Here is a 25,443-nt window from a genome sequence, read left to right as displayed (position 1 = left end):
AATAACCACGGCAGAAAGACTACGTCGGTTTGCGCCAGATCATCCCGAATTCAGACGTCCCAGAGGGAAGCCACAAGCGTTTTTGTTTGTCGCTCAACACAGTTGTTGATCGACAAACAAAAGCGCTTCTGCGGCAAGCACGACATGTTTAGCCAAGCGCGCGCTATTGAGCAACATCTACGGCGGATCTTCAGCGCAGCCGGGATAGCTCGATGTCCCTCGGGGACCGTGCTTGCGGACTGCGGACCGGCCGCGCCCGGGCTAAGGCATCGGCGCTGTTTCCCGGATCGCGGCTTCGATCGGGACGATAGAATCGAACGTACAAACCGCTTCGACCTCACAACCATGCCATCTGCCTGCCTGCCGCACTGGACTACGCTCGCCCCCGAGGAAATCGAGCGCCAATTCAATCCCAGGGCGTCCGTGCCCAACGCCACCGACTACTTTGACCGCATGGCGCCGCACAACCGGGCGGCACAAGCCGCGCTGGTCTGCCGGCGCGACCTGCCCTACGGCGATCACCCGCTGCGCCGCGTGGATATCTATACCCCGAAGAACCCGGGCAATACGCCCGCCCCCGTGCACTTGTTCATCCACGGCGGCTATTGGCGCGCACTGGACAAAAGCGACTACGCCTTCATCGCCCAGGCGCTCTGCGCGCGCGGCATTACCACCGTGCTTGCGAACTACGAGCTATGCCCGGGCACCACCCTGGACGGCGTGGTCGACTCCGCCCTGGCCGCCTTCGCCTGGACCTGCCAGAACATCCGGCAATACGGCGGCGATCCCGCGCGCATCAGCCTTTCGGGCCACTCGGCCGGCGCGCACCTGGCCGCCGCCGTGCTTTCCCATGACTGGAGCGGCGTACCCGGCATTCCCAAGGCCCTAGCCAGCACCACCCTGATCAGCGGCGTCTTCGACCCCGAACCCGCCATGCACACCAGCGTGAACAAAGACCTGCATCTCACCAGAGAAATCGCCGCCCGCAACAACCTGCAAGCCCGCGTTCCCACCCTGGCCGGCCCCATTGCCCTGTTCGTGGGCGCGCTCGAGCCGCCGTATTGGGTGGACATGACCACGCGCTACGCCCATACCCTGCGCCAGGCCGGCCTGGCGCCCAGCGTGCAGGTGGTGCCGGGCTGCCATCATTTTGACATCACGGACCAGTATCTGGAGGCTGGGAGCGTGATAGGACGGTCGATCGCCTATTGACAGGGAGGGGGTAGGGCCGGTTAGCACCAAGCGCAGCTGCGCGCGAGTACCTCAGCAGCGGCAGCCCGCCACAACTTGCTTATGCTTGTCTGACATGCCGGCCCAAGCGCTCATTTCGTTCAGGGCCGCAGCAGCACCTTGATCGCGCGGCGCTCGTCCATCGCCCGATAGCCTTCGGCGACATCGGCGATCGGCAAGGCCAGATCGAACACCTTGCCGGGGTTGATCTTGCGCTCGAGGATCATATCGATCAACTTGGGCAGGAAGCGGCGCACCGGAGCAGGACCGCCGAGCATGCCGACCTGGGAGAAAAACAGCGACTGCCCTTCGAGCTGGACGCCATGGGGCACGCCGACGTAACCGATCATGCTACCTGGACGCGCGATGCTGAGGGCCTGCTGCATGGACTCCTTCGTGCCTACGCACTCGAGCACCGCGTCCGCGCCGATACCCTGGGTCAGTTCCTTGACCCGGGCCACGCCCGCATCGCCACGTTCGGAGATGATATGGGTCGCACCATACTCCAGGGCGAGATCCTGACGGGTCTTGTGACGGCTCATGGCGATGATGCGCCCGGCTCCCATCTGCTTGGCCGAGAGCACACCCATCAGTCCCACCGCGCCGTCACCGACCACCACAGCGGTACACCCTGGCTCGACCCGTGCCGCGTTGGCGGCATACCAGCCTGTGCCGAGCACGTCGGAAGCCGCCAGCAAGCTCGGGACCAAGTCATCGCAGGGATGCTCAGCCAATGCCACGAGCGTGCCGTCTGCCAACGGCACGCGTGCCAGCGGCGCCTGCGCTCCGGTCATGAATTCGCGTTGCTCGCAGGAAGATTGGAAGCCAAAGCGGCAATGCGGACAGGTGTTGTCGGACAAGCAGAACGAACCGACGACGAACTGGCCCGGCTTGATCGAGGTAACCGCGCTGCCCACTTCGACCACGACGCCGCAATATTCATGTCCCATGTTTCTCGGTTCATTGACGTCGTTCAGGCCGCGATAGGGCCACAAGTCCGAACCGCAGATACACGTGGCCGACAGCCTGATAACAGCATCGGTCGGCTTGATGATTGTCGGCTCGGAGACCTCTTCGAAGCGAACATCCCGTGCACCATAAAGAACTGTAGCTTTCATACTGGTTTCTCCTTTGAGTCTGATCGGCTTATTGCGGGGCCAGGTCGCCAAACCAATAGGATGCGGTCACACCGCCATCCATGAGGAAATCACTGCCGGTGATGAATCCTGCATCCGGCCCCACGAGCAGCGCGCCGATATTTCCCACGTCATCGGACGCCTGTCGGCCCGGCCGACAGGCGTCCGTTCGATCATGCGGCGGCAACCCGCGCCGCGTGATCCGGTGAGTTCATCGTTGGCGAGCGGCGTGATGACAATGCCCAGGCTGAGCGGACGCAATGGGCTCAGGGGACATGGGGTGATGTGTGTATTGCACCCAACTTTAAGCGCTGCCATCTCAATCCGGTAGTCCATTTCAGCTTGCATCACTTTCAATTTGAAATTGATAATGCAATAACTTCGGATCGGCATTTCCGTCATAGGCCCGCCATGTCTTTCAATCACGTCAGAGCAATTGCCACGTTCTCCAAGGCTGTCGAACTGGGCAGTATCCGGCAGGCTGCATTGGCGCAGGGCGTAACCCCTCAGGCGGCCAGCCAGACGATCGCCCAGTTGGAGCAGCACCTTGGCGTGCGCTTATTGCATCGCACAACACGCAGCTTGGCGCTGACCGAAGAGGGCCAGCATTTCCTCGAGAACACGCAACCGGCCCTGGCGGCGCTGGATCGGGCGCTGGCGCTGGCCCGCGAAGGCAAGGACGAGATTGCCGGACCGCTTCGCATCGTGGGCCCCAAGTCGTCTTTTGCCCCCATTCTGATGCCGCTGCTCGATGAATTCTGTCGGAAGCATCCGGGTATCCAACCCGACGTCCAGCTCGATGACGGCCTGGGAAACTGGGTGCTGGATCGGGCAGACATCGGATTTCGGATCGGCACCTCGCCGGATGAAGGCGTGATAGGCCGACGACTGTTCCCAGTCCAGTTGATCCTGTGTGCCGCGCCGGCCTATCTGGCCACGCACGGTGTGCCGGCCTCGCTGGACGAGTTGTCAGCGCACCGCTGCAGCGTTTTCCGGCATCCGGCATCCGGCAAGATCACGCCGTGGTACCTCACCGTAAATGGCGAAATCGAACATCGGCAGATGTCTCCGGCGATCTCGACCAATGACACCGAGCTGGAGGTACAGGCGGTGCTGTCGGGACAAGCGATAGGCCAACTGGCCAGCTTTTCGATCGCGGAACACATCCGGGCCGCGCGCCTGGTTCCCGTGCTGCTCCCGCATAGGAGCGACCCTATCGGAGTGCATATCTACTACGGCAGCCGAGCAGCCCAGCCCAAGCGAGTTCGTGCATTTCTGGACCTTGCTGTCTCCCGGCTCTTGAATTGCTCGGACTATGTCTTGTCCAGCAAGGAACTGGCCGCGGCCGCGCAGCGATACAAACGCTCCCATCAGCGCCGGTAGGCGCGGCGCGGCATCGCTACCACGTGGCCATGGTAACGAGCCTGGTGCCTAAGATCCGCATCGATCCGTCCCGCGCCTCCGGACAGGGTCCGGGTAGCCGGGCATGGCGCAGCGCGCCAGATCATTGTTGCCAGCGGCTGGCCGCGATTCTTTTCCACGCTGCGCATCAGTAGATTTCTCAACCACCCGAGCGGGGCGGCTCCGTCCGGTCTCGCGTACGAGCGCATGTCATCGCCGGATTGACGCAAATCTGGCACGCGGAAACAGGCGCGCTGTGACCGGGCGGGCTGTCGTCTAACCGCGACGTCGGCGCAGCAGACCCAGCACCCTCCTGGCCGCATAAGGCAGCACCGCCAACGCGAGCAAGGCGGCCAGAACGGCCGGAGATACGGCATCGCCCAGGGACGTCACGCTGGCGAGTCGGGTGCCGACGCCGACATAGAGGGCCGTGGCCGGCAGCGTGCCCATCTGGCTTGCCCACCAGAAGGTCGACAGCCTGATGGAGGTCACCCCCATCAGCAAATTGATCAGCCAGGATGGAATGACCGGAATCAGGCGCAAGGACAGCAAGTACATCCATCCTTCGCGTTCGATGCCGGTATTGATCGCGCGCACCCGGTCCGGGAAGCGGGCGTGGACGAACACGCGCAGCAGATAGCGCGACATGCCGAAAGCCAGTGCCGCGCCGAGCGTGGACGCGAACGAGACCAGGCCGGTGCCCCACACTGCGCCGAACAAGGCACCCGCTGCGAGCGTCAGCACCGTCGCTCCGGGAATGGATAGTGCCGTCACGATGACATAGACGGCGCAAAAAACCAGCGAGGTCGCCACGGGATGCAAATCGCGTTCATGCGCGAAGGCGGCCTGTTGCGCCTTCAGGTAATCGATGGATAGGTAATGCAAGCCATCGGCCTGGACGAAGCCGATCGCCAGCGCCGCGATCAGCGCCAGCAGCGCGATCCGGCCTGCGCCGCACCGCGCGATGATCGACTTGCTGCGAGCATTGTTTCGGGAGCCGGATGCTGCTTGCATTTCAAGGGTTCATTAAGGCTTGGAGGACGACGGCGAGGATATCGCGCCTGACGCGCCTGTGCATCCATCCGCCGGCTTTTCCGGGTGGACAAGGCGATTACCGCAGACATGGCATGTAACAGCGACATCGCTCCGGCTTGCCGCCCGAACCGCCGAGTCGCGCACCGGACGGACGGTTTGTGTCGGCTTGCGCGGTGGTATCGTTGCTATGCAACTGGCGGCGTCACCAGACTAGCCAGCCTGTGGCTGGCTTTTGGCGGCGCGCACCGTACATTGACCAGAAAATCAATCCGCTCAGAATGAAGGAGAATCTCATGTCCGACGATATCGTGATCGTGGCGGCGCAACGAACGGCGGTTGGCAAATTCGGCGGCACGCTCGCCAAAACGCCGGCGGCGGAACTGGGCGCGCATGTGGTGAAAGGCCTGCTGGCCAAGACGGGGGTGGCCGGCGACGCCATTTCCGAAGTCATCCTGGGCCAGGTGCTGACGGCCGGCGTGGGCCAAAATCCGGCGCGTCAGGCCGTCATCAAGTCCGGCTTGCCGCAAAGCGTGCCGGGCATGACCATCAACAAGGTCTGCGGCTCGGGCCTGAAGGCCGTGATGCTGGCCGCGCAGGCGATCAAATGCGGCGACGCCGAGATCATCATCGCCGGCGGACAGGAAAACATGAGCGCCGCGCCGCACGTGCTGCTGGGTTCGCGCGACGGCCAGCGCATGGGCGACTGGAAGATGATCGATTCGATGATCGTCGACGGCCTGTGGGATGTCTACAACCAGTACCACATGGGCATCACGGCCGAAAACGTGGCCAAGAAGTACGGCATCACCCGCGAGATGCAGGACGCGCTGGCGCTGGCCTCCCAGCAGAAGGCCGCAGCGGCCCAGGATGCGGGCAAGTTCAAGGATGAGATCCTGCCGTTCAGCATCGCGCAAAGAAAGGGCGATCCCCTCGTCTTCGAGGTCGACGAGTTCGTGAACCGCAAGACCAGCGCCGACGTGCTGGCGGGCCTGCGTCCCGCCTTCGACAAGGCCGGCTCGGTGACCGCCGGCAATGCGTCGGGCATCAACGACGGCGCTGCCGCGGTGATGGTGATGTCGGCCAAGCGCGCCGCCAGCCTGGGCCTGCAACCGCTGGCCGTGATCCGCGCCTACGCCAGCGCCGGGCTGGACCCGTCCATCATGGGCATGGGTCCGGTACCCGCCTCGCAACTGTGCCTGAAGAAGGCCGGATGGAACGCGCAGGATCTGGACCTGATGGAAATCAACGAGGCCTTTGCCGCGCAGGCCTGCGCCGTCAACAAGGAAATGGACTGGGACACGAGCAAGATCAACGTCAACGGCGGGGCCATCGCCATCGGCCATCCGATCGGGGCGTCGGGCTGCCGCATCCTTGTGACCTTGCTGCACGAGATGAACCGCCGCGGCTCGAAGAAGGGCCTGGCCTCGCTATGCATCGGCGGCGGCATGGGCGTAGCGCTGGCGGTCGAGCGCGCCTGATTCCGATCTGGCCGCTCGCGGTTCGCTAGGAGCTCAAGCAACAGGCCAGCCTTTTGTAGGCTGGCCTTTTTGCGTCAAACGAAATCTGTGCCACTCGGCAAGATTGTCTAGAAAAGCACCTTAATGCCTTCGGGTGTCTGGATTTTGGCCGTGTATTTAAACGCCGAGCCTTGAATCACCGCGGGCGCGCCAGCAATGTTCAAAGTCCGATAAAGAGCCCCTATCTTTTCGGCATCCGGATGCTCGAGCACAAAGTCGAGCAGATTGCAGCCCTTCTGCGCTTCCGACGAAAAAGAAATGGTCGGTGCTCGCCACCCAGCCGCGCAAGCGGCGCCCTTCATCCCATGCTTTACGAACCGCTGCGCGATTGTCGAGGTCGAACCATCTAGGACCCACGACAGGTGGCGCCTTCTCGTCGATCTGGCGCGCCAGCGCCTGCCTTGCGCCGCGTAGCCGCCGCCGTCTAGTACGGCAGGGCGCGCCCCGACTTCTCCCCACGCCAAACGGCATCCGCGTTTGTCGTATGCTTGAAAGAACAACGACAAAGCGAGACACCTTATGAACCCCAACGAACAGAAGCTGCACTACCCCTTGGGCGATGTCCAGCCCGAGCCTGGCCTGACCTGCCCGATCGCCGACGGCGTGGCCTGGGTGCAGATGCCCCTGCCCTTTGCCTTGAACCATATCAACCTCTGGCTGCTGCGCGACGAGATCGATGGCCGCCAAGGCTGGACCATCGTCGACTGCGGCGTGGCGCGCGAGGACACCAAGGCCTTGTGGGAGCGCGTGTTCGAGACATCGCTTGACGGCCTGCCGGTGCTGCGCGTGCTGGTCACCCATATGCACCCCGACCATATCGGGCTGGCCGACTGGCTGTGCCAACGCTGGCAAGCGCCTTTATGGATCAGCATGACCGACTTCATGACGGCCTCGTTCTGGTCGTCGCGCGCCGGCGGCTCGGGCGCCGGCGGGGAGGGCGCGGTGGCGCATTTCGCCCGCCACGGCCTGGTCGACCCTGAATCGCAGGCCAAGATTCGCGAGCGTTCCAACTACTACCTGGGCCTGGTGCCTTCCGTTCCGCCGCGCTTCACGCGCCTGATGCACGGCGATACGGTGCACATCGGCAGGCATGACTGGCGCGTGATCACCGGCTACGGGCATGCGCCCGAGCACGTATCGTTGTTCTGCGCCGATCTCAATCTGCTGATCTCGGGCGACATGGTGCTGCCGCGCATATCGACCAACATCAGCGTGTTCGATCACGAGCCCGACGCCAACCCGCTGCCGCTCTACCTGAAATCGCTCGAGGCCTACGCCGATCTGCCCGAAGACACGCTCGTGCTGCCCTCGCACGGCCGGCCTTTCACCGGGCTGCACGAGCGCGTCCGGCAGCAGCAGGACCACCATGCCGAGCGGCTGGCCGAAGTGCAGGCCGCCTGCAAGGAAGGCCCCAAATCGACGACCGATATCGTGCCCGTGCTGTTCAAGCGCGCGCTCGATTTGCACCAGCTGACCTTCGCCATGGGCGAGGCGCTTGCGCACCTGCATGCGCTTTATTACGCGGGCAAGCTGCGGCGGCATCTCGGCGAAGACGGCATCATCCGTTTCACGGCGGCCTGAGGCCCCGCATCATGCAGACGCCCGCCGACCGCGGCGACGCGCAGCTGGAGAAGTGGCTGCGCGAGCGCTACAGCTGCCGCGCCTTTCGCCCCGAGCCCGTGCCGCGCGAAACCATCGAGCGCATACTCGAACTGGCACAGCGCACGGCCTCGTGGTGCAACTGCCAGCCCTGGCAGCTGGCCATCGCGTCGGGCGCGGGCATGGAGCGCGTGCGTGCCGCGCTCGCGGCCCGTCATGCGCAGGACGCGCAGGGCAAACGCGACTTCGGCGACCCCAGCGCCTACGAAGGCGTCTACCTCGAGCGGCGCCGCGAATCGGGCTACCAGCTCTACGAAGCGCTGGGCATCGCGCGCGGCGACCACAAAGCCTACGAGCGCCAGGCGGCGCGCAATTTCGTGCTGTTCGATGCGCCGCACCTGGCCGTCGTCACCAGCCCTGCCGAGCTCGGCGCGTACGGCGCCATCGATTGCGGCGGCTACGTGTCCACCTTCATGCTGGCCGCGCGCGCCAACGGCGTTGCCTGCATCGCTCAAGCCGCAATCGCACAATACCCGGACGTGCTGCGCCGCGAGCTCGGCCTGGCCGATAATCAACTTGTGGTCTGCGGCATTTCCTTCGGCTACGAAGACAGCGACCATCCCGTGAACCAATACCGAACCCGTCGTGCGCCCACGTCAGAAGCCGTGAGCTGGATCGACGCATAAAAGCCATGTCCGACTCTTCCAGACAGATAGCCACCTTCCTGGCCCACGCCGGCGCCGCCCCCTTCAACCCCGAGACCGGCGTCGCGCCGGTCAACCTGCCGCCGATGCGCGCCAGCACCGTGCGCTTTCGCGACATCGCCAAGCTGGAGCAGGCCCAGCGCCACCGCGCCGAAGGCGGCCGTCCGGCCAGCTACGGCATCTACGGCATGGACACGCACATCGCGCTGGAAAACATCTTCAAGGAGCTGGAAGACGGCGAATACTGCGCCCTGCAGCCCTCGGGCCTGGCCTCCATCGCCATGCTCTTCCTGGGGCTGTTGTCGGCGGGCGAGCACGCGCTGGTGGCCGATTGCGTGTACGGACCGGTCCATGAATTGAACAACGCCTTGCTCAAGCGCATGGGCGTGGAGATCACCCTCTTTCCCAGCGATGCCGCGCCCGGCGAAATCGAAAAGCTGATCCGGCCCAATACGCGGCTGCTGTATGTGGAGACGCCCGGTTCGCTGCTTTTCCAGATGATGGACATACCGGCGCTGGCCGAACTGGCCGCCCGGCGCGGCCTGGTACTGGCCACCGACAATACCTGGGGTTCGGGCTACATCTACCGACCGCTGCAGCTGGGCGCGCACGTCTCGGTGATCGCAGGCACCAAGTACATCGCCGGCCATTCCGACGTGATGCTGGGCGCGGTAGTGGCCCGCGACTCCGCGATCTTCCAGCGCATCGCCCGCACGCAATACGCCGTCGGCAACTCGATCAGCGCCGATGATGTCTGGCTCGCCCTACGCGGGGTTCGCACCATGCCCGTGCGCATGGACCAGCATGCCAGGCACGCCATGACCGTCTGCGACTTCCTGGCCGCGCGGCCCGAAGTCTCGCGCCTCTACAACCCCGCGTGGCCGCAGGACCCGGGCCACGCCTTGTGGCTGCGCGACTGCAGCGGCACCAACGGCATGCTGGCGGTCTCGCTCAAGTTCACGCCCGCGCAGGCGCGGCGCTTCGTGGAATCGCTCACGCTGTTCGGCATCGGTTTTTCCTGGGGCGGATTCGAAAGCCTGGTTCAACTGGTGACGCCGGGCGAACTGGCGCGGCACGCCTACTGGACCGAAGGGGACCTGGCGCTGGTACGCCTGCACATCGGCCTGGAAGACCCGCGCGACGTGATCGCGGACCTGACGCAGGCACTGGAAACCGCGAAAAAAGCCTGACCAATCCACCCTTTGCAGTCCGGCGTCCGGCAGGGCAAAGCGCAAAGACGAAACAAAAGAAAAAGCCGCATGGAACAAAACCCCATGCGGCCTTATGCCTGCGCGACTTCAATAAATTACTTGCTGCCGCGCGCCATCGGAATCAGCTTGTCGACTTCCTGCAGGGCGCCTTCATAGCTGTTGCCCGCCAGCACGGGCGAGGTCAGGTACTTGCCGCCCACGGCATAGGACGGAGTTCCATCGACATTGTAGATCTGGGTCAGCTCGTCAGCCCGCTTCACATCGTTCTGCACGGCGAAGGAATCGAATACGGCCACGAACTTGTCCTTATCCAATCCCTGTTTGACGGCCCAGTCGACCATGGGGCCCTTGGTGAACAAGGGGATGTGCTGGACGTGGATGGCATCGAACACCTTGGGGCTCAGATCCAGCCGATTCATGGCCTTGAGCGTGTAGTAAAGCTGCTGCATGGGCTTCATGCTCGCATTCCACGCCACCGGGATCTGCTTGAAAACGACATCCTTGGGTTCGGTCTTGATCCAGTCCAGCACCATGGGTTCCATGTGGAAGCAGTGCGGACAGTTATAGGCAAAGAACTCGAGCACCTCGATCTTGCCCGGGGTGTCGGAAGGCTGGGCGGGAGAAACGACCTGATAGGCCTGCTGAGCGGCCTGCGCCCGGCTGGTCGAAGCGAAGCCCAGGCCCGCGAGGGCGATCGTGGCGGCAACGAAAGCGCGCCGGGTAAGGGAACTGGCCTGCATACGGGACATGATGTGGGGTCTTCCTGAAAAAGTGGGGTTGGCGAGCCCGAAGATGGGACCGGGACATGGGCCCGGAAGTTCAATCGGCGGGGACTACTGGCGCACGACCGTCGATTGGATTTTGTTGTCGGACAGCGTGACGCGAGCGCGGTTCATGTCGTCGAGCCTGCCGTAGGGACCCACGCGCACCCGGTACCACTGCGTGCCGCCGACCTGCGCGCGCTGCACCGCGGCCTTCAGGCCTAGAAGCAGAATGCGGGCTCGCACCGACTCCGCATCGGCCGATTGCCTGTAGGCGCCGGCCTGCAGGAAATAGGCCTCGCCGGAAGCGGCCGGAGCAGGCGAGTTTTTGGACGCCGCAGCCGGCGGCAGGGACACGATCGGCGCCGGACTCGCCGCGGCCGGCTTGGCCTGCACGGAAGGGGCAGGGGCAGGAATCGGAACGGGCGCCGAGACCACCGGCGCAGGCGCGGCCGGGGTGGATGACGGCTTGCTGTCGGAAGGCGGAAGGGAGGCAATCAGCGCGCCCAGGTCGTCCGTTTTCTTGTTTGCCGCGTCCTCCTCGTCGCTGGGCACGGGAACGGGCGGCACCGTGACCGTGCCGCCGGAGAGTCCTTGATTGGGATTGACCTGGCTCAGGTCGGGCATCTTGCCCGGCTCGTGCTGCCGCGAAGCCCGGTCGACGAAAGGCATGGGCGCGCGCGTCACGTAGAAAGCGACGCCCGCCGCGATGGCCAGCCCGATCAGCAGACCGGCAAGCACACCGTACATCGTGCTGCCGACCGAAGCGCTGGAAGCTTTGCGTTGCGAGGCCATAGTTTGAAAGGGATCCGTTGACGGGCGGCTGCGAATTACATGCTCTGCGGCGCCGATACGCCCAGCAATGCCAGACCATTGGCCAGAACCTGGCGCGTGGTGTCAGCCAGGCGCAGGCGGGCAAGCTTCAAAGCCGTGTCCTCGACCAGTACGCGGCAGGCGGAGTACCAGGTGTGCAGATCCGCCGCGCAGTCGTTCAGCCAGAAGGCCACGTGGTGTGGCGCAAGCTCCTGTGCGGCCAGCGCCACCATGGCCGGGAATTCGGCCAGGCGCTGCATCAGCGCGAATTCGCTGGGCGCGGTGAGCAGCGCCGCGTCGGCCGCGGCGATGTCGGCCGCCGGCGCGCCCGAATTGGCGATCATGGTGCAGATGCGCGCATGGGCGTACTGGATGTAGTAGACCGGATTCTCGTTGCTCTTGGACAGGGCCAGGTCGATGTCGAACACGAACTCGGTATCGGCGCGGCGCTGCATGAGGAAGTAGCGCACGGCGTCGCGGCCCACATCGTCGATCAGGTCGCGCATGGTGACGTAGCTGCCAGCGCGCTTGGAAATCTTGACCTCCTCGCCGTTGCGCATCACCTTGACCATCTTGTGCAGCACGTAGGCGGGAAAGTCCTTGGGTATGCCTTCTTCCAGGCCTTGCAGTCCGGCGCGCACCCGCGCCACGGTGCCGTGGTGGTCGCTGCCCTGGATGTTGACCGCGTGGTGAAAGCCCCGCTCCCACTTGGCCTTGTGATAGGCGACGTCGGGTACGAAATAGGTGTAGCCGCCTTCGCTCTTGCGCATCACGCGGTCTTTGTCGTCGCCGGTGCCCAGCTCGGTGGTGCGCAGCCACAGCGCGCCGTCCTGCTCATAGGTGTGCCCCTTGGCGATGAGCGTCTTGACCGTTTCCTCGACGCGGCCCGATGTATAGAGCGCACTCTCGAGATAGAAGTTGTCGAAGCTCAGGCCGAAGGCCTGCAGGTCCAGGTCCTGCTCGCGGCGCAGATAGGCCACGGCGAACCGGCGGATGTCCTCGAAATCGTCGAGATCGCCGCTGGCCAGGATGGCCTGGCCATCGGCCGCCTGCACCGACTTGCGCGCGAGGTAGTCGTTGGCGACGTCGGCAATGTAGTCGCCCTTGTAGCCGTCGGCCGGCCATTCGGGCGCGTCCACGCCGATGCCGCGCGCGCGCGCCTGCACGCTCACGGCCAGATTGTGGATCTGGTTGCCCGCGTCGTTGTAGTAGAACTCGCGGGTCACGCTCCAGCCGCGGGCTTCGTACAGGCGGCAGATGGCGTCGCCCAGGGCTGCCTGGCGTGCATGGCCCACGTGCAGGGGACCGGTGGGGTTGGCCGAGACGAATTCGACCAGCACCTTCTCGCCCGTGGCCTGGGCACGACCATAGGCCTCGCCCTGCGCGGCCACGGCGGCGATCACGGCCTGGCGGGCAGAGACCGTCAGGCGCAGATTGATGAAGCCGGGGCCGGCGATCTCGGCAGCCTCGACCAACGCGCGCGAAGCGGGCTCGGCCATGAGAACGTCGACCAGCGCCTGGGCCAGTTCGCGCGGATTGCGCTTGGCCGGCTTGGCCAGCTGCATGGCGACATTGGTGGCGACATCGCCATGCGCGGCGACTTTGGGGCGCTCGAGCTGAACGTTCGGCTGCGCGTCAGGAACAAGGCGCGCGACTGAAGCCTGGATCAGGGAAATGAGTTGTTGCTGTTGCTCGGGGAGCATGGGGAAAATTGCGTTGGGAAATACGGTGAATCATAACCGCGAATCGTTCCCAAGCCCCGCACTAGCGGAGCCGGCCAGCTTGAGTTAGGGTTATAGATGAAATCATCTGGAAAGGAATTGCACGATGTTGATTAAATTTCATTCCAAAGCCTGCGCCGACGTCATGATGCGCGTGGACGATGCGACTCCGCTGCTGCGTGCCGCGGGCAAGGCAATCGGTGGCGATTTTCCCGTCCTGGGCGTATTCACGCACGACCAGCTGCCTGCCGCGATTGCCGGCCTGGAAGCCGCCGTGCATGCATCCCCGACGCCCATGCCCGACGACGACGAGATCGATCACCGCCATGCCAAGGTCACGCTGCGCCAGCGCGCATTTCCGCTGCTGGACATGATGCGCAAAGCGCTGGATGCCAATACCGACATCCTCTGGGAACGCGCGCACGGCTGAGCGCTTGCGCCCCTTCCCGCCAGCCGGCGCAAACCCCGGCCGGCCGCCGGCCTCAGCGTATCCCCGCCCGCATGAACGACTGCACGAATTGCCGCTGAAACAGCAGGAAGGCCACCAGCAGCGGCGCCGCGGACATCAGCGTGGCTGCGGTGATCACCGACCAGTCTATGCCCTGGTCGGTCGATGAGAACACCTGCAGCCCCACTGTCAGCGGGCGCGTGTTCACAGAATCGGTGATGATGAGCGGCCACAGAAAATTGTTCCAGTGCGTGCTCACCGACACCAGGCCGTAGGCCACGTACACCGGCCTGGCCAGCGGCACGAACACCTTCATCAGCACCTGCAGCGGGTTCGCGCCCTCCACCCGCGCGGCCTCCTCGAGTTCGCGCGGCACCGTCTTGAAAGTCTGCCGCAGCAGGAAGATGCCGAAGGCCGAGGCGAAATAGGGCAGGCCGATGGCAAACACCGTGTCACGCACCCCCAGCCAGCTTATCGTGCGGTAATTCTCGACCAGCAGGATGTCGGGCATCACCATCAGCTGCAGCAGCACCAGCATGAAGAGCGTGTCGCGGCCCCGGAACTGCAGGCGCGCGAAGGCGTAGCCGGCCAGCGTGGACAGCACCAGCTGCGCGGCCAGCACCATGGTCACCAGCAAGAACGTGTTGAGGAAGTAGCGCGCGAACGGTGCGGCCGCCCAGGCCCGGGCGAAATTGTGCAGGGTCAGCGGCGCGAGCAGATCAAAATGCGTGGCGTAGGCCGGCGGATGAAAGGCCGCCCAGAACGAATAGAACAGCGGCGATATCCACAGAATGCCCAGCAGCCAGGCACCCAGCGTGTCCAGCACACGGTTCGCGCGATGCATGCGGATCTTCATTGATAGTGTGTCTTGCGATCGAGCCAGCGGAACTTCACCGCGGCAATCGTGCAGAGAATAGCCAGCAGAACGACGGTAAGCGTCGCGGCATAGCCCGTGTCCCAGAAGCTGAACCCAACTTGATAGATGTAATAGAGCAGCAACATGCTGGCGTTGTCGGGTCCGCCGTGCGTCATCACCACGACGTGGTCGACCAAGCGAAAGGCATTGATCAGCGCATTGATCAGCACGAACAGCGTAGTGGGCATGAGTAGCGGCCACAGCACGCGCCGCAAGTACTGCCAGCGCGAGGCGCCCTCAAGCATGGCCGCTTCGCGCAGCGAAGGCGGAACCGCCTGCAGGGCGGCCAGGTAGAAGATCATGAAAAAGCCGGATTCCTTCCATATCCCCACGACCATGAGCGCGGGCAGTACTGTGTCGCGCCTGCCCAGCCAGTTGATGTCCGGCAGACCGAGTCCATGCATCGCCTGCGCGATCAGGCCGTATTGCGGGGTATAGAAGAAAAGCCAGATATTGGCCACCGCCACCATGGGCAGCACGGTGGGGGTGAAGTAGGCCATGCGCAGCAGGCCGCGGCCCGGCAGCCTGCCGTCGACCCACAGCGCCATGGCCAGCGCCAGCGCGATGGACACCGGAACGGTCCCCAGGGCGTAGACCAGGTTGTTGCGCAGTGCCTGCCAGAACACGTTGTCATCAAACAGGGCTGCATAGTTGTCCAGGCCCACGAAGCGGGACGGGCGGCTGCCCATGGGCGTGGAATGCAGGCTGTGCCAAAGCGTGGCCAGGGCCGGATAATGCGTGAACGCCGCGAGCAGAACGACGGCCGGCAGCAGCAGCAGCCAGCCATATACCGTTTGCATCGCACGGCTCATTCGCCCGCGTCCCTCGCCTGTCGGCCTTGGCTATTGTTGGTAGGGACGCAGCAGGCGATCGGCTTGCTTCTGCGCGTCTTGCAGGGCTTGCCTGGGCGTCTTGGCATTGGTCAGCATGGCCTGCAGCGCGTCGTTGAGCACCTTGGTCACGCGCTGGTTGTCGTGTGTGGAGAACTCGGCCACGCTCACGGCCAGTTGGTCGCGCGCGACGGCGGCGGCGGGCATCTTGGCGACGTACTGCTTCATTTTTTCGGTCTGCCAGGCGGCCGGCGTCACGGCCACGTAGCCGGTGGCGATGCCCCAGTCAGCCGCGTGCTCGGGCGTGGTGGCCCATTGCACGAACTTGAGCGCCGCGGCCTGCTGGGCCGGCGTGCCCGACTTGAAGATATAGAAGTTGCCGCCGCCCGTGGGACTGCCCCCGCGCTTGTTCCTGGGCATCATCGCCACACCGAAGGGAAAGCTGGCGTTGCTGGCGATGTTGGTCAGATTGCCGGTGGTTGTCCAGATCATGGCAGCCTTCTTCTCCAGGAAATCCTTGGGCGTAGTGCCCCAGTCAATGGTGCCCTTGGGCATGACGCCGTCCTTGTAGGCCAGGTCATGCCAGAACTGGGCAGCCTCGATCACGGCAGGCTTGTCCAGGTAGACCCGATTGCCGGCCTGGTTCATGAGCATGGCGTCGTTGGGCGTGGTGAGCGCCTGGAAGAGCCAGTAGGCGAAAGCGCCGCCCGAGGGGATTTCCAGGCCCCACTGCGTGACGTTGCCCGCGGCATCCTTCTTGGTGAGCTTGCTGGCGTCGCTCACCAGTTCGGCCCAGGTGGCGGGGCCGTGGTCCGGGTCGAGGCCGGCCTGCTTGAACAGGTCCTTGTTGTAGTAGGCAACGATGGTCGAGCGTTGGAAAGGCACGCCCCAGACGTGGCCTCCGGTTCGGCTGTTTTGCATGAAGGCGTCGTAGAAGCCGCCCAGCCACTTCTTGTCGGCATCGGTCTTCATCATGCTGTCGATGGGCACGATGGCGTTTTCGTCGACCAGCGTGAACATGTCGGTCGACAGGAGCACGGCCAGCTGCGGCGGCGTACCGCCCTTGAACGCGGTCAGGGCCTTGGCGATGGAATCCTGGTAGGAGCCCGAATAGACCGGCTTGATGCGGATGTCGGGGTTCTCCTTGTTGAACTGCGCCGCCATATCGTCGACGATCTTGGTGATGGGGCCGCCCACGGCCACTGGGTAGTAGAACTGCACGTCCACCGGCTGCTGTGCGTGAACGGGCAGGACCGCCGTGCCCAGAAGGCCGGCCGCAAGGGATTTCAGGACGATGCGTCGCATGGGTTGTCTTCCTCTGAATTGAGAGTGTCGTCGGCAAAGAAATGCTGGTGCCCGGCGTCCCAGGCCAAGCCAGTACGTACGCCGCGCTCGGCGCGCAGATGGCCGCCCACCCGCACCGCCACGCGGCAATCGCCCACGCGGCAGGTAGCGATGGAGTCGGCGCCGAAGTACTCCACGTCCTCGATCTGCGCCGGCAGGCCGGCGGCATCGAGCCGCACATGCTCGGGCCTCAGACCCAGCACGCGCGCGCCGCGAGGCGCCCCCGCGATGCCGGGTCCATGGGTTCCGCGAATGACGCGCTGGTCGAACATGGATTCGAGCGCAACCAGATTCATGGGCGGCGTGCCGATGAAGCGCGCCGCGAACGGCGTGGCCGGACGCGTGTAGAGTTCTTGGGGCGTACCTTGTTGTTCAATGCGGCCGGCATTGAGCAGTACGACCTGGTCGGCCATGCTCATGGCTTCGGTCTGATCGTGGGTGACGTACACCATGGTTATTGCCAGCTCCTGCTGCAGGCCTCGAATTTCACGGCGCATGTCTTGCCGCAGTTGGGCGTCGAGGTTGGACAGGGGTTCGTCCATCAGGCAGACGGGCGCCTCGGAAATAACCGCGCGCCCCAGGGCCACGCGCTGCTGCTGACCGCCCGAGAGCTGCGCGGGCTTGCGCTCGAGCAGCGTGGCCAGGCCCAGCAGGCCCGCCACGCGCGACAGACGGCGTTCATAGTCGCGCTTGGGTTCCTTGCGCACGCGCAAGCCGAACAGGATATTCTCGCGCACCGACAAGTGCGGAAACAGCGCATACGACTGGAACACCATGGCAACCCGCCGCTGAGCGGGCGCAAGCGCGGTGACGTCGCGTCCACCTATCAGGATGCGGCCGGATGTCGGCGTATCCAGGCCTGCGATCATGCGCAGAGTGGTCGATTTTCCGCAGCCCGAGGGTCCCAGCAGGGCCGTGAAGCTGCCTGCCGGCGCGTGCAGGTTCACGCCGTCGACCGCGACATTTCCCGCGTATTGCTTGCCGAGATTTTGCAGGACGAGCATCACGTGGCCGGAATCCTTGAAGACTTGGGGCTACAGAATGAAAACCTTTTCATTCTGCAGCCCCAAGATGACCGCCGCGTGTCAAATCGCCACTGCGCCTACTCGTCGATCAGCGCGCCGTCTTCATGAAACGGGTAGGGGCCCGGATAGCCGTCGATATAGGCATGGTGCGTATTGAGAGCGCCATCACACCAGTGGTGCAAATGAAATCCCGGGGGCTCCATGACGAAGGCCGAAGGCCCCTGGGGCCGCAGGTCCAGCACCACTTGATGCGCGGGACTCGGGCAGGTGGAAACCACCGTACCGCCGAAGCGGCGAAAGATGGTGCGATGCAGGTGGCCGCACAGGATGCGCTCGATATTCGGATGGCGCGCCACCAGCGCCTGCAGGGCCTGCGCACCTTGCAGCAGACCGATCTTGTCCATATGCCCGATGCCCGTGGCGAAAGGCGGATGATGCATGGCCACGATGGTGGGCCTGGCTGGCTGCTCGGCCAGGCGGTCCGCCAGCCAGGTCAGCCGGCGCTCGCACAGCGCGCCGTGGCTGGCCTTGGGCACCACGGTATCGAGTGTGATCAGGCGAACGGGAAGATCCTCGATCGTGTACTGCAGGAATTCCCCCGTCCCCTGCAAATAGGGCAGATGTTCGAACGACTGCGCAAGCTGCGTACGCTCGTCGTGATTGCCAGCTAGCAGGTAGTAGGGCATGCGCAGGCCGTCGAGCATCTGGCGCAAGTGCGCGTACTCGGCGGGCCGGCCGAAGTCGGTGAGGTCGCCGCTGACGATCACCCGGTCGGGCAGCGGATCCAGCGCATTGATGGCCTGAACGGCGGGCGGCAGATAGCGGTCGGTCTCGACCACACGATAGGCCTTCTGTCCGGGCATGCGGATATGCATGTCGGAAATCTGGGCAATGAGCATATTGTGCATCCTGAAATGATCTAGCAGGAAATCGAAGGCGTCTAGGATTGGACCAGCCTGACGCTGACCCTATCGCCTGCCTGGTGGACACTGTCGGCGGGCGTCACGGCCGAAAAGCGCTGCTCGTCAGGCAAGGCCAGCTCGTAACGCACCGAGCCGCCCAGGAAAAAGCGCGCCAACACACGCACCTGCAGCGCCCGGGGCTGCGGCGCCAACAGCACCGCGTGATGCGGGCGAAACGCCAGCTCGCCGACGCCCGGCGCCAGCAGACCGTCTTCGAGGGCGGCGCGCACATGGCACAAGGTGCCCAGGAATTCCCCCACGAAGTCGGTGGCCGGCTGGCGGTACAGCGCCTCGGCCGTGCCGATCTGCTCGATGCAGCCGGCGGACATCACGGCGATGCGGTCGCCCAGCATCATGGCCTCCTCCTGATCATGCGTGACGATGACGGTCGTGACACCCAGTTCGTGCAGCATTTGCGCCAGTTCCACGCGCAGGTGCTCGCGCAGCTTGGCATCGAGCGCGGTCAGCGGCTCGTCGAGCAGCAGCACGCGCGGCTCGATGGCCAAGGCCCGGGCCAGGGCGACGCGCTGGCGCTGCCCGCCCGACAACTGGGTCACGTTGCGCCCGGCGAATTCCGTCATGCGCACCAGCGCAAGCATGTCCATGGCGCGCCGCTTTCGGCTGTCGGCAGCCTGGCCGCGCACGCGCAGGCCGTAGGCCACGTTGTCGACCACGCTCATATTGGGAAACAGCGCGTAGTTCTGGAACACCACGCCGGCGCCGCGCTGCTCGGGCGGCAATTGCGTGACGTCTTCTTCGCCGTAGTAGATTTTGCCGCCCGCGTCGCTGCGCTCGAGCCCGCAGATCATGCGCAGCAGGGTGGTCTTGCCGCAGCCCGAAGGACCCAGCAGGGCGAGAATCTCGCCGCCGCTGACGCGCAGATCGAACGGCTGCAGGGCGCGCGTGCCATCCGGCCAGGTCTTGGCGCATTCGCTCAGGGTGATGGAAGTCTTGTTCATAGGGATAGGGCGTAGTCGGTCGCGTTATTTCAGGCGCTCTTGCCGGCGCCAGTGCGGCGCGCATCCAGCCCGGCCAACCACTGCAGGCCCACCAGCAGCGGCAGGAGCATCAGCAGAAAAACCAGGGTATAGGCGGAGGCCACCTCCAGCCGCATCGAGGCGTAGCTGTCGGCCAGACCCACGGGCAGGGTCTGAGTAAGCGGCGTATGCAGCAGCCAGGTCAGGTTGAACTCACCGATGGACAGCGTCAGCACCGTCAGGCCGCCCGTAAGAATGCCCGGCCGGGCATTGGGCACCACGATGGTCATAAAGCGCTGCAGGTGCGAAGCGCCCAGCGTGGCTGCCGCCTCGTCCAGCACCGCCAGGCCCGCTCCGGTCATGCTGGCGCGCGCCGAGCGCACCATGAAGGGCAGCGTGAACAGCACATGGCCGATGACAATGAACAGCGTACTGGTGCGCAGACCCCGCACCGTACCCCAGGAAATGATCAGCGCCAGCGCCGTGGCCAGGCCTGGCACGGCCACCGGCAGGGTCAGCAGTTCCTCGAACGCGCGTGCCAGGCGGCCGCGGTACAGCGTCAGCACCCAGGCGGCCGGCACGCCGGCGAGCAGACAGACGGCAAGCGTCGTCACGGCCACGATCAGTGATCGCCAGACGGTGCCGTCGTACATGTCCCAGACCTGTGCCACCCAGCGCAGCGTGAGCCCGCTGGAGACGCCCACGAAGTAGTTCTTGGTCAGGCCGGCAAGGATCGACAGCACCACCGGACCGACGAGAAAGGCCGCCACGGCCAATGTGATGGCCAGGCCCAGGCGGGTATCGGTTTTCGAGTGCAGCGCGCTCATAAATAATGCCTCCCGATCCTGGCGCCGTGTCGCCCCGGGCTGGGCGACACGCGCACCTGCCGGGGAAGGCGCCGAACACGCAATATGAGGCGGGGGATGGGCATCATGCGCCGGCTCCTCTTTCGTTCGATCCAGCCACGCTGTGCGCGACGAACAACACTGCCCAGGTAGCCAGGCCCAGCACGATGGACAGCGCCGCCGCGACCGGGATGTCGGCGTAGTTGGTGAACTCGTTGTAGATGGTCATGGGCAGCACGTCGATATTGGTGCCCAGCGTGAACACGGTGCCGAAGGCGCCCATATTGGTGGCGAAGCTCATGGCGCCCGCACCGATCAGCGCGGGCCGCAGCGCCGGCAGTTCGATGTCGGCAAAGCGCCGCCAGGCCGAGGCGCCCAGCGTGCAGGCGGCCTCGATCAGGCTGGCATCGAGCTGCATGGCCGCCGCTTCGATCACGCCTATCGTGCGCGGCAGCGAAAAATAAAGATAGCCCAGGAACAGGCCGCCCATGTTGTAGGCGAACACCAGCGAGTCGCCTGTCAGCCATTGGACGAACTGATTTATCACGCCCTGGCGTCCGGCCAGAAGAATGATCAGAAAACCCACCACCACGCCGGGAAATGACATGGGAAACATCAACAGCCCCACCAGCACGCGGCGGCCGGGAAACGCGCGATGCCAGGCCAGGAAGCGCCCGACCGGCAGGCAGATCAGCAGGGTGACCAGCATCGCGGCCAGCGATAGGGCGACCGTGTTCAAGAGGCTGCGCCAATAGCGCGGCGTGCTCACCACGGCCATGTAGGCCGAATGCCCATGCACCGGGCTGGCACCGCGCAGCGCCAACTCGGCCATGGGCAGCAGCCAGAACGCCAGGAACAGCGCCGCGGCCGGCGCGGCGAAGATCAGCCATCCGCGGCGCCGCATGGTCAGTGAACTTCCTTGGCGTAGCGGTCCGAGAAGGCGCGCTCGACGTCGGCCATCTTCTGGTAGTCCACCGTACCAGCGCGGGCATAGTCGCTGGCGGGCAGGAATTTCTTCTGCGCCTCGGGCGATATCGCGCTGGCACGCACCGGACGCAGGTAGGCGTTGGCCCATAGCGCCTGGCCCTTGTCCGACAGCACGAAATCCAGCACCTTGTGGGCGTTGGCAGGGTCCGGAGCATTGGCGACCATGGCCATGACATAGGGCACGGTGATCGTGCCTTCGGCGGGAATCACAAAGGCGACATTGGCGCCGTCGGAATATTTGGCGCGGTAGGCGTCGAAGTCATAGTCGAGCAGGATCGGAATTTCGCCCGAGAGCACCCGGGCATAGGCCGTCTGCTTGGGAACGATCGGCTGGTTCGCCTGCAGTTTCTTGAACCAGTCGATGGCGGGCGTGAAATTGTCCAGCGTACCGCCCAGTGCGCGGTTGACCGCCACGGCGCCCACATAGCCCACGAAGGCCGACGCCGGGTCCAGGTAGCCGATCATGCCTTTGTATTCGGGCTTGAGCAGGTCGGCCCACGACTTGGGCACCGGCTTGCCATGCAGCGCGGCCACATTGACCATGAAGCCCATGGTGCCCGAATGAATGGCGAACCACTTGCCGTCCGGGTCCTTCAGGCCAGCGGGAATGTCGTCCCAATGGGCCGGCTTGTATGGCTGCACCAGGCCTTGCTTGGCAGCCTGGATGCCGAAGGTCACGCCCAAGTAGGTCACGTCGGCCACGGGGTTGGCTTTCTCGGCCGCGATCGCGGCCAGAGCCTGGCCCGAATTCTTGTCGTCCGGCGGAACGACGACACCGGTGGCTTGCTTGATGGCCTTGATCTGACCGGCCCAATCGGCCCATTCCGGCGGGCAGTTGTAGCAGATTGCCGTCTCGGCGGCCTGGGCGCCCGTGGCACCGATCGCCAGGGCAAGCAGCGCGCCGCCCAGCGCGATGTTGATCATGCGTTTCATGGAGTCTTTCTCCTCGCGGTACGAGTGGATGTGGGGGGCGCGGCAACCGTGCCCCCCGGGAGAATCCGGTGCGGCAAACGCACCGAACGGATTTGGCCTCCTTGCAGGCAAGCCAATAACTGGGCGCAGGCCGTGGCGCCGATCTGGCGGCTGGGCTGTTCCACGGAAGTCAGCGAAGGCACCATCAGCGTTCCGATGGCCGTGCCGTCGAAACCGCACACCGAGAGATCGCGCGGCACGGCATATCCCATGGCCACCAGGTGCTTGATGACCGAGGCGGCCAGCAGGTCGTTGGAGCAGAACAGCGCCGTAGGCGCATCCGGGCCGCTCAGCGCAGCCTGCAGAACGTCGCGGTCGGCCGCGGTATGCGCCGGCATGACGAGGTGCCCGACCTCGCCCAGACCCAGCGCGAGCGCTTGGGCGCGCGCCCCGTCCAGGCGCCGGCGGGCGCGGTCGGACTCGGGCAGCGGGCCGGTGGCGACGGCGATGCGCCGATGGCCCAGCGCGGCCAGGGCCTGCATCATCTCGCGCGCGGCGGCGCGGTTGTCGACCGAAACGAAGGGATGCTTGCCGGACTCGTTGTAGACCAGCATGTGCGGCATATCGACCGCCTGCAGCATCTGCAGGGCCGCGTTGCGCACCGGCGTGCCGACGGTAAGTATGAGTCCATCGATCTGGTGGTCGAGGAAAGCCTGCACCACCGTGGCCTCGACTTCGGGCACGTAACCGGTGGTCGCCATCATGACGCTGTAGCCTGCCTGGCGTGCGTGCCGCTCGGCGCCTTCGAAGCATTCGGCGAAGACGGGGTTGCTCAGCGTCGGCAGCAAAAGGCCGATGGTGCGCGTGCTGCCGGCGCGCAGGCTGCGGCCCACGCGGTTGGGGCGAAAGCCATCGTTGCGCGCCACCGCCTTGATGCGCGCCAGCGTGGCCGGCTTGAGCAGCTCGGGCTGATTGAATGCGCGCGATACGGTCGCGGGAGACACGCCTGACTTGCGGGCGACCTCGACGATGGATGAACGGCTGGCAGCTTTACGGGGCACGACGCGGCACCTGGGTTCGACGCTTGACTGAAAACGTTTTCATTTCAAGCGGCCAGCTTACGCCGCGCATGTGACAAGTCCATGTCACCCGGCCATGCTGCACTGCGCTATTCTTCGTGCCAGCGGTCTTCAGCCAACATGATGCGGTTGTGTCCACCTCCGGCCGGAATCATGGGAAAGCAGTTTTCCTGCGCCATGACCACCGCATCCAGGAAATACGGGCCGGGATGTTCCAAGCAGCGCGCCAGCGCCGCGTCCAGCTGCGCGGGATCACTCACCCGCTCGGCCTGCCAGCCGAAAGCGCGGGCCAGCGCCACGAAATCGGGCAAGGCCTCGTTATAGCTGTGGCTGTAGCGCCCGCCGTGTATCAACTCCTGCCATTGACGCACCATGCCCATGTAGCCGTTGTTGCACAGCACGACCTTGACCGGCGTTCGGTGCTGGGTCGCCGTGGCCAGTTCCTGGATGTTCATCAACACCGACGCATCGCCGCTCACGCACACCACGGTCGAAGTGGGGTGCGCGATCTGCGCGCCGATCGCGGCCGGCAGGCCGTAGCCCATCGTGCCCGCGCCGCCCGAGGTCAGCCAGCGGTTGGGGCGGTCAAAGCGCAGGTACTGCGCGGCCCACATCTGGTGCTGGCCCACGTCGGTGGACACGATGGCGTCGCGCTCTGCCAGGGCGGCATCGAGGCGGCGCATCAACTGCTGCGGCAGGATGGCGTCCGCGCTTTCGACATAATCCAGGCAGCGCTGCGCGCGCCAGCCTGCGATGCGGGACCACCAGTCGCCCAGGCGCTCGAGCGGCAGCTCGCGCTGCTTCAATCCTTCGCGCAGCGCCTGCACCAGGGGCAGAGCATCGCCCACCAGCGCCACGTCCACCCGCACCACCTTGTTGATCGAGGCCGGGTCGATGTCCAGGTGGATCTTGCGCGCGCGCGGACAGAAGTCGGCCAGCTTGCCGGTGATGCGATCATCGAAACGCGCGCCCACGCACACCACCAGATCGGCCTGGTGCATGGCCAGGTTGGCTTCGAGCGTGCCGTGCATGCCCAGCATGCCCACGAATTGCGGGTCGCTGGCAGGAAAGGCGCCCAGGCCCATCAGCGTCAGCGTGCACGGCGCGCCGGTGGTCCGCACCAGTTGCGCGAACGCGGCGCAGGCCTGGGGGCCGGCGTTGATCAGTCCGCCACCACCATAGAACACCGGCCGGCGCGACTGCGCGATCAGCTCCACGGCGCGCTGCACCGCGCCCTGGGCAATGCGCTGCTCGCGCTTGCCCGCCTGGCGCTGTGCGCTCAGCGCGGCCGTGCGCGGCGCATCGCCGTCCCGATCCTTCGACGCCGCGACGGCCAATTGCACGTCCTTGGGAAAATCCACCAGCACGGGGCCGGGCCGCCCCTGCTGCGTCAAGGCATAGGCACGCGCGACGACGTCCGCCACGTCGCGCGCATCGCGTATCTGCACATTCCACTTGGTCACCGAGCGCGAAATGCCCAGCGCGTCGCATTCCTGGAAGGCATCGGTGCCGATGGCCGCCGTCGCGACCTGGCCACTCACGCACAGCACGGGTATTGAATCGCACCAGGCGTCGAGCAAACCGGAAGTGGTATTGGCCATGCCCGGGCCGGAGGTGACGAACACCACGCCCGGCTTGCCGGTGCTGCGCGCATAGCCTTCGGCCGCGTGCACGGCGGCCTGCTCGTGGCGCACCAGCACATGTCGGATACGCGGCTCGGCATGCAGGGCGTCGTACAGCGGCAGCACCGCGCCGCCCGGATAGCCGAACACGGTGTCGACGCCGCAGGCGATCAAGGCGTCGAGCAGGCGGCGCGCGCCGTTGGCGGCCGGTTGTTCGTCGCTGGCATCGGCGCAGGCCACCCCGTCCAGGGTGGCCAGCAGGGGGGCGGGAAGGCGATCGTTCATGCTGACCATCTTATCGGCCAAATCGAAGAATTTTCGTCTTATTTTCTTCTATTTAAAGAACTATCAAGTAAATTAATCTTCAA

Annotated in this window: 24 protein-coding genes and 1 pseudogene; 7 read left to right on the top strand and 18 right to left on the bottom strand. The window is 65.0% G+C overall.

Annotation, left to right across the window (positions count from 1 at the left end; translation table 11 throughout):
- Nucleotides 1-345 precede the first annotated feature (345 nt).
- Entirely contained in the window at nt 346-1,212 is an 867-nt protein-coding gene (locus H143_RS20135; protein ID WP_196801291.1) for an alpha/beta hydrolase, read from the top strand.
- A 119-nt stretch (nt 1,213-1,331) separates the two neighbouring features.
- Here H143_RS20135 and H143_RS0106835 read toward each other — a convergent pair whose 3' ends face one another.
- Nucleotides 1,332-2,348: a zinc-dependent alcohol dehydrogenase family protein gene (locus H143_RS0106835; RefSeq protein ID WP_019937486.1), complete on the bottom strand. Its 1,017-nt coding sequence runs from the start codon at nt 2,346-2,348 to the stop codon at nt 1,332-1,334.
- A 28-nt stretch (nt 2,349-2,376) separates the two neighbouring features.
- A pseudogene (locus H143_RS21975) lies at nt 2,377-2,618 on the bottom strand (SDR family oxidoreductase); the annotation flags it as partial.
- A 159-nt stretch (nt 2,619-2,777) separates the two neighbouring features.
- Here H143_RS21975 and H143_RS0106825 point away from each other — a divergent pair.
- Nucleotides 2,778-3,749, top strand: a complete 972-nt coding sequence (locus tag H143_RS0106825) for a LysR family transcriptional regulator (RefSeq protein ID WP_019937484.1) — start codon at nt 2,778-2,780, stop codon at nt 3,747-3,749.
- Nucleotides 3,750-4,043: 294 nt separating this feature from the next.
- On the opposite strand, the gene H143_RS0106820 is transcribed toward H143_RS0106825, so the two are convergent.
- Entirely contained in the window at nt 4,044-4,781 is a 738-nt protein-coding gene (locus H143_RS0106820; RefSeq protein WP_019937483.1) for a TVP38/TMEM64 family protein, read from the bottom strand.
- 314 nt (nt 4,782-5,095) lie between these two features.
- Between H143_RS0106820 and H143_RS0106815 the strand changes: the two genes are divergently transcribed.
- Nucleotides 5,096-6,280, top strand: coding sequence for an acetyl-CoA C-acetyltransferase (locus H143_RS0106815; RefSeq protein ID WP_019937482.1), 1,185 nt, complete (start codon nt 5,096-5,098; stop codon nt 6,278-6,280).
- 107 nt (nt 6,281-6,387) lie between these two features.
- Here H143_RS0106815 and H143_RS22905 read toward each other — a convergent pair whose 3' ends face one another.
- Entirely contained in the window at nt 6,388-6,825 is a 438-nt protein-coding gene (locus H143_RS22905; protein ID WP_155803342.1) for a hypothetical protein, read from the bottom strand.
- A 13-nt stretch (nt 6,826-6,838) separates the two neighbouring features.
- On the opposite strand from H143_RS22905, the gene H143_RS0106805 reads away from it, so the two are divergent.
- The 3 genes from H143_RS0106805 to H143_RS0106795 are packed head-to-tail and all read left to right on the top strand — an operon-like array spanning nt 6,839 to nt 9,812.
- Entirely contained in the window at nt 6,839-7,900 is a 1,062-nt protein-coding gene (locus tag H143_RS0106805; RefSeq protein WP_019937480.1) for an MBL fold metallo-hydrolase, read from the top strand.
- An 11-nt stretch (nt 7,901-7,911) separates the two neighbouring features.
- Nucleotides 7,912-8,604 (top strand): nitroreductase, encoded by a 693-nt coding sequence (locus H143_RS0106800; RefSeq protein ID WP_019937479.1) that lies wholly within the window; start codon nt 7,912-7,914, stop codon nt 8,602-8,604.
- Nucleotides 8,605-8,609: 5 nt separating this feature from the next.
- Nucleotides 8,610-9,812: a PLP-dependent aspartate aminotransferase family protein gene (locus tag H143_RS0106795; RefSeq protein ID WP_019937478.1), complete on the top strand. Its 1,203-nt coding sequence runs from the start codon at nt 8,610-8,612 to the stop codon at nt 9,810-9,812.
- Nucleotides 9,813-9,928: 116 nt separating this feature from the next.
- Here the strand turns inward: H143_RS0106795 and H143_RS0106790 are convergent, their stop codons facing one another.
- The 3 genes from H143_RS0106790 to argS form a co-directional block, all read right to left on the bottom strand.
- Nucleotides 9,929-10,573, bottom strand: a complete 645-nt coding sequence (locus H143_RS0106790) for a thiol:disulfide interchange protein DsbA/DsbL (RefSeq protein WP_019937477.1) — start codon at nt 10,571-10,573, stop codon at nt 9,929-9,931.
- Between the two features lie 93 nt (nt 10,574-10,666).
- A complete protein-coding gene (locus H143_RS0106785; RefSeq protein ID WP_019937476.1) occupies nt 10,667-11,389 on the bottom strand; it encodes an SPOR domain-containing protein in 723 nt (240 codons plus the stop codon).
- A gap of 35 nt (nt 11,390-11,424) precedes the next feature.
- Nucleotides 11,425-13,110, bottom strand: a complete 1,686-nt coding sequence (gene argS / locus H143_RS0106780) for an arginine--tRNA ligase (protein WP_019937475.1) — start codon at nt 13,108-13,110, stop codon at nt 11,425-11,427.
- 124 nt (nt 13,111-13,234) lie between these two features.
- Between argS and H143_RS0106775 the strand changes: the two genes are divergently transcribed.
- Nucleotides 13,235-13,558 (top strand): DUF1840 domain-containing protein, encoded by a 324-nt coding sequence (locus tag H143_RS0106775; RefSeq protein ID WP_019937474.1) that lies wholly within the window; start codon nt 13,235-13,237, stop codon nt 13,556-13,558.
- Between the two features lie 52 nt (nt 13,559-13,610).
- On the opposite strand, the gene H143_RS0106770 is transcribed toward H143_RS0106775, so the two are convergent.
- The 11 genes from H143_RS0106770 to ilvB all read right to left on the bottom strand — a co-directional run bounded on the left by H143_RS0106770 (nt 13,611) and on the right by ilvB (nt 25,369).
- Nucleotides 13,611-14,432, bottom strand: coding sequence for a carbohydrate ABC transporter permease (locus tag H143_RS0106770; RefSeq protein WP_019937473.1), 822 nt, complete (start codon nt 14,430-14,432; stop codon nt 13,611-13,613).
- On the bottom strand, nt 14,429-15,292 hold the full coding sequence (locus H143_RS0106765; protein ID WP_019937472.1) for an ABC transporter permease subunit: 864 nt from the start codon (nt 15,290-15,292) through the stop codon (nt 14,429-14,431). The genes H143_RS0106770 and H143_RS0106765 overlap by 4 nt, the downstream gene beginning before the upstream one ends.
- Before the next feature lie 42 nt (nt 15,293-15,334).
- Nucleotides 15,335-16,627 carry an ABC transporter substrate-binding protein gene (locus H143_RS0106760; protein WP_019937471.1) on the bottom strand — a complete coding sequence of 431 codons (1,293 nt, stop codon included), beginning with the start codon at nt 16,625-16,627 and terminating at the stop codon, nt 15,335-15,337.
- Nucleotides 16,609-17,670 (bottom strand): ABC transporter ATP-binding protein, encoded by a 1,062-nt coding sequence (locus H143_RS0106755; RefSeq protein WP_019937470.1) that lies wholly within the window; start codon nt 17,668-17,670, stop codon nt 16,609-16,611. The genes H143_RS0106760 and H143_RS0106755 overlap by 19 nt, the downstream gene beginning before the upstream one ends.
- Before the next feature lie 98 nt (nt 17,671-17,768).
- Complete coding sequence (locus H143_RS0106750; protein WP_026349801.1) at nt 17,769-18,590, bottom strand: phosphodiesterase; 822 nt, start codon at nt 18,588-18,590, stop codon at nt 17,769-17,771.
- A gap of 41 nt (nt 18,591-18,631) precedes the next feature.
- Nucleotides 18,632-19,612 (bottom strand): ABC transporter ATP-binding protein, encoded by a 981-nt coding sequence (locus tag H143_RS0106745; protein WP_019937468.1) that lies wholly within the window; start codon nt 19,610-19,612, stop codon nt 18,632-18,634.
- Between the two features lie 29 nt (nt 19,613-19,641).
- The gene (locus H143_RS20130; protein ID WP_019937467.1) at nt 19,642-20,457 is read right to left on the bottom strand and encodes an ABC transporter permease; all 816 of its coding nucleotides are present in this window, start codon (nt 20,455-20,457) and stop codon (nt 19,642-19,644) included.
- Nucleotides 20,458-20,560: 103 nt separating this feature from the next.
- Nucleotides 20,561-21,379 carry an ABC transporter permease gene (locus tag H143_RS0106735; protein ID WP_019937466.1) on the bottom strand — a complete coding sequence of 273 codons (819 nt, stop codon included), beginning with the start codon at nt 21,377-21,379 and terminating at the stop codon, nt 20,561-20,563.
- A 2-nt stretch (nt 21,380-21,381) separates the two neighbouring features.
- Nucleotides 21,382-22,386 carry an ABC transporter substrate-binding protein gene (locus H143_RS0106730; protein ID WP_369751164.1) on the bottom strand — a complete coding sequence of 335 codons (1,005 nt, stop codon included), beginning with the start codon at nt 22,384-22,386 and terminating at the stop codon, nt 21,382-21,384.
- Nucleotides 22,387-22,391: 5 nt separating this feature from the next.
- Nucleotides 22,392-23,435, bottom strand: a complete 1,044-nt coding sequence (locus H143_RS20125; protein ID WP_033365405.1) for a LacI family DNA-binding transcriptional regulator — start codon at nt 23,433-23,435, stop codon at nt 22,392-22,394.
- A 107-nt stretch (nt 23,436-23,542) separates the two neighbouring features.
- Nucleotides 23,543-25,369, bottom strand: coding sequence for a biosynthetic-type acetolactate synthase large subunit (ilvB, locus tag H143_RS0106720; RefSeq protein ID WP_019937463.1), 1,827 nt, complete (start codon nt 25,367-25,369; stop codon nt 23,543-23,545).
- Between the last annotated feature and the right edge of the window lie 74 nt (nt 25,370-25,443).

It is taken from the genome of Bordetella sp. FB-8, assembly GCF_000382185.1.
GTDB lineage: Bacteria > Pseudomonadota > Gammaproteobacteria > Burkholderiales > Burkholderiaceae_B > Bordetella.
Note: the sequence above shows the minus strand (reverse complement) of the source record. Positions and strands in the feature narration are given on the sequence as shown.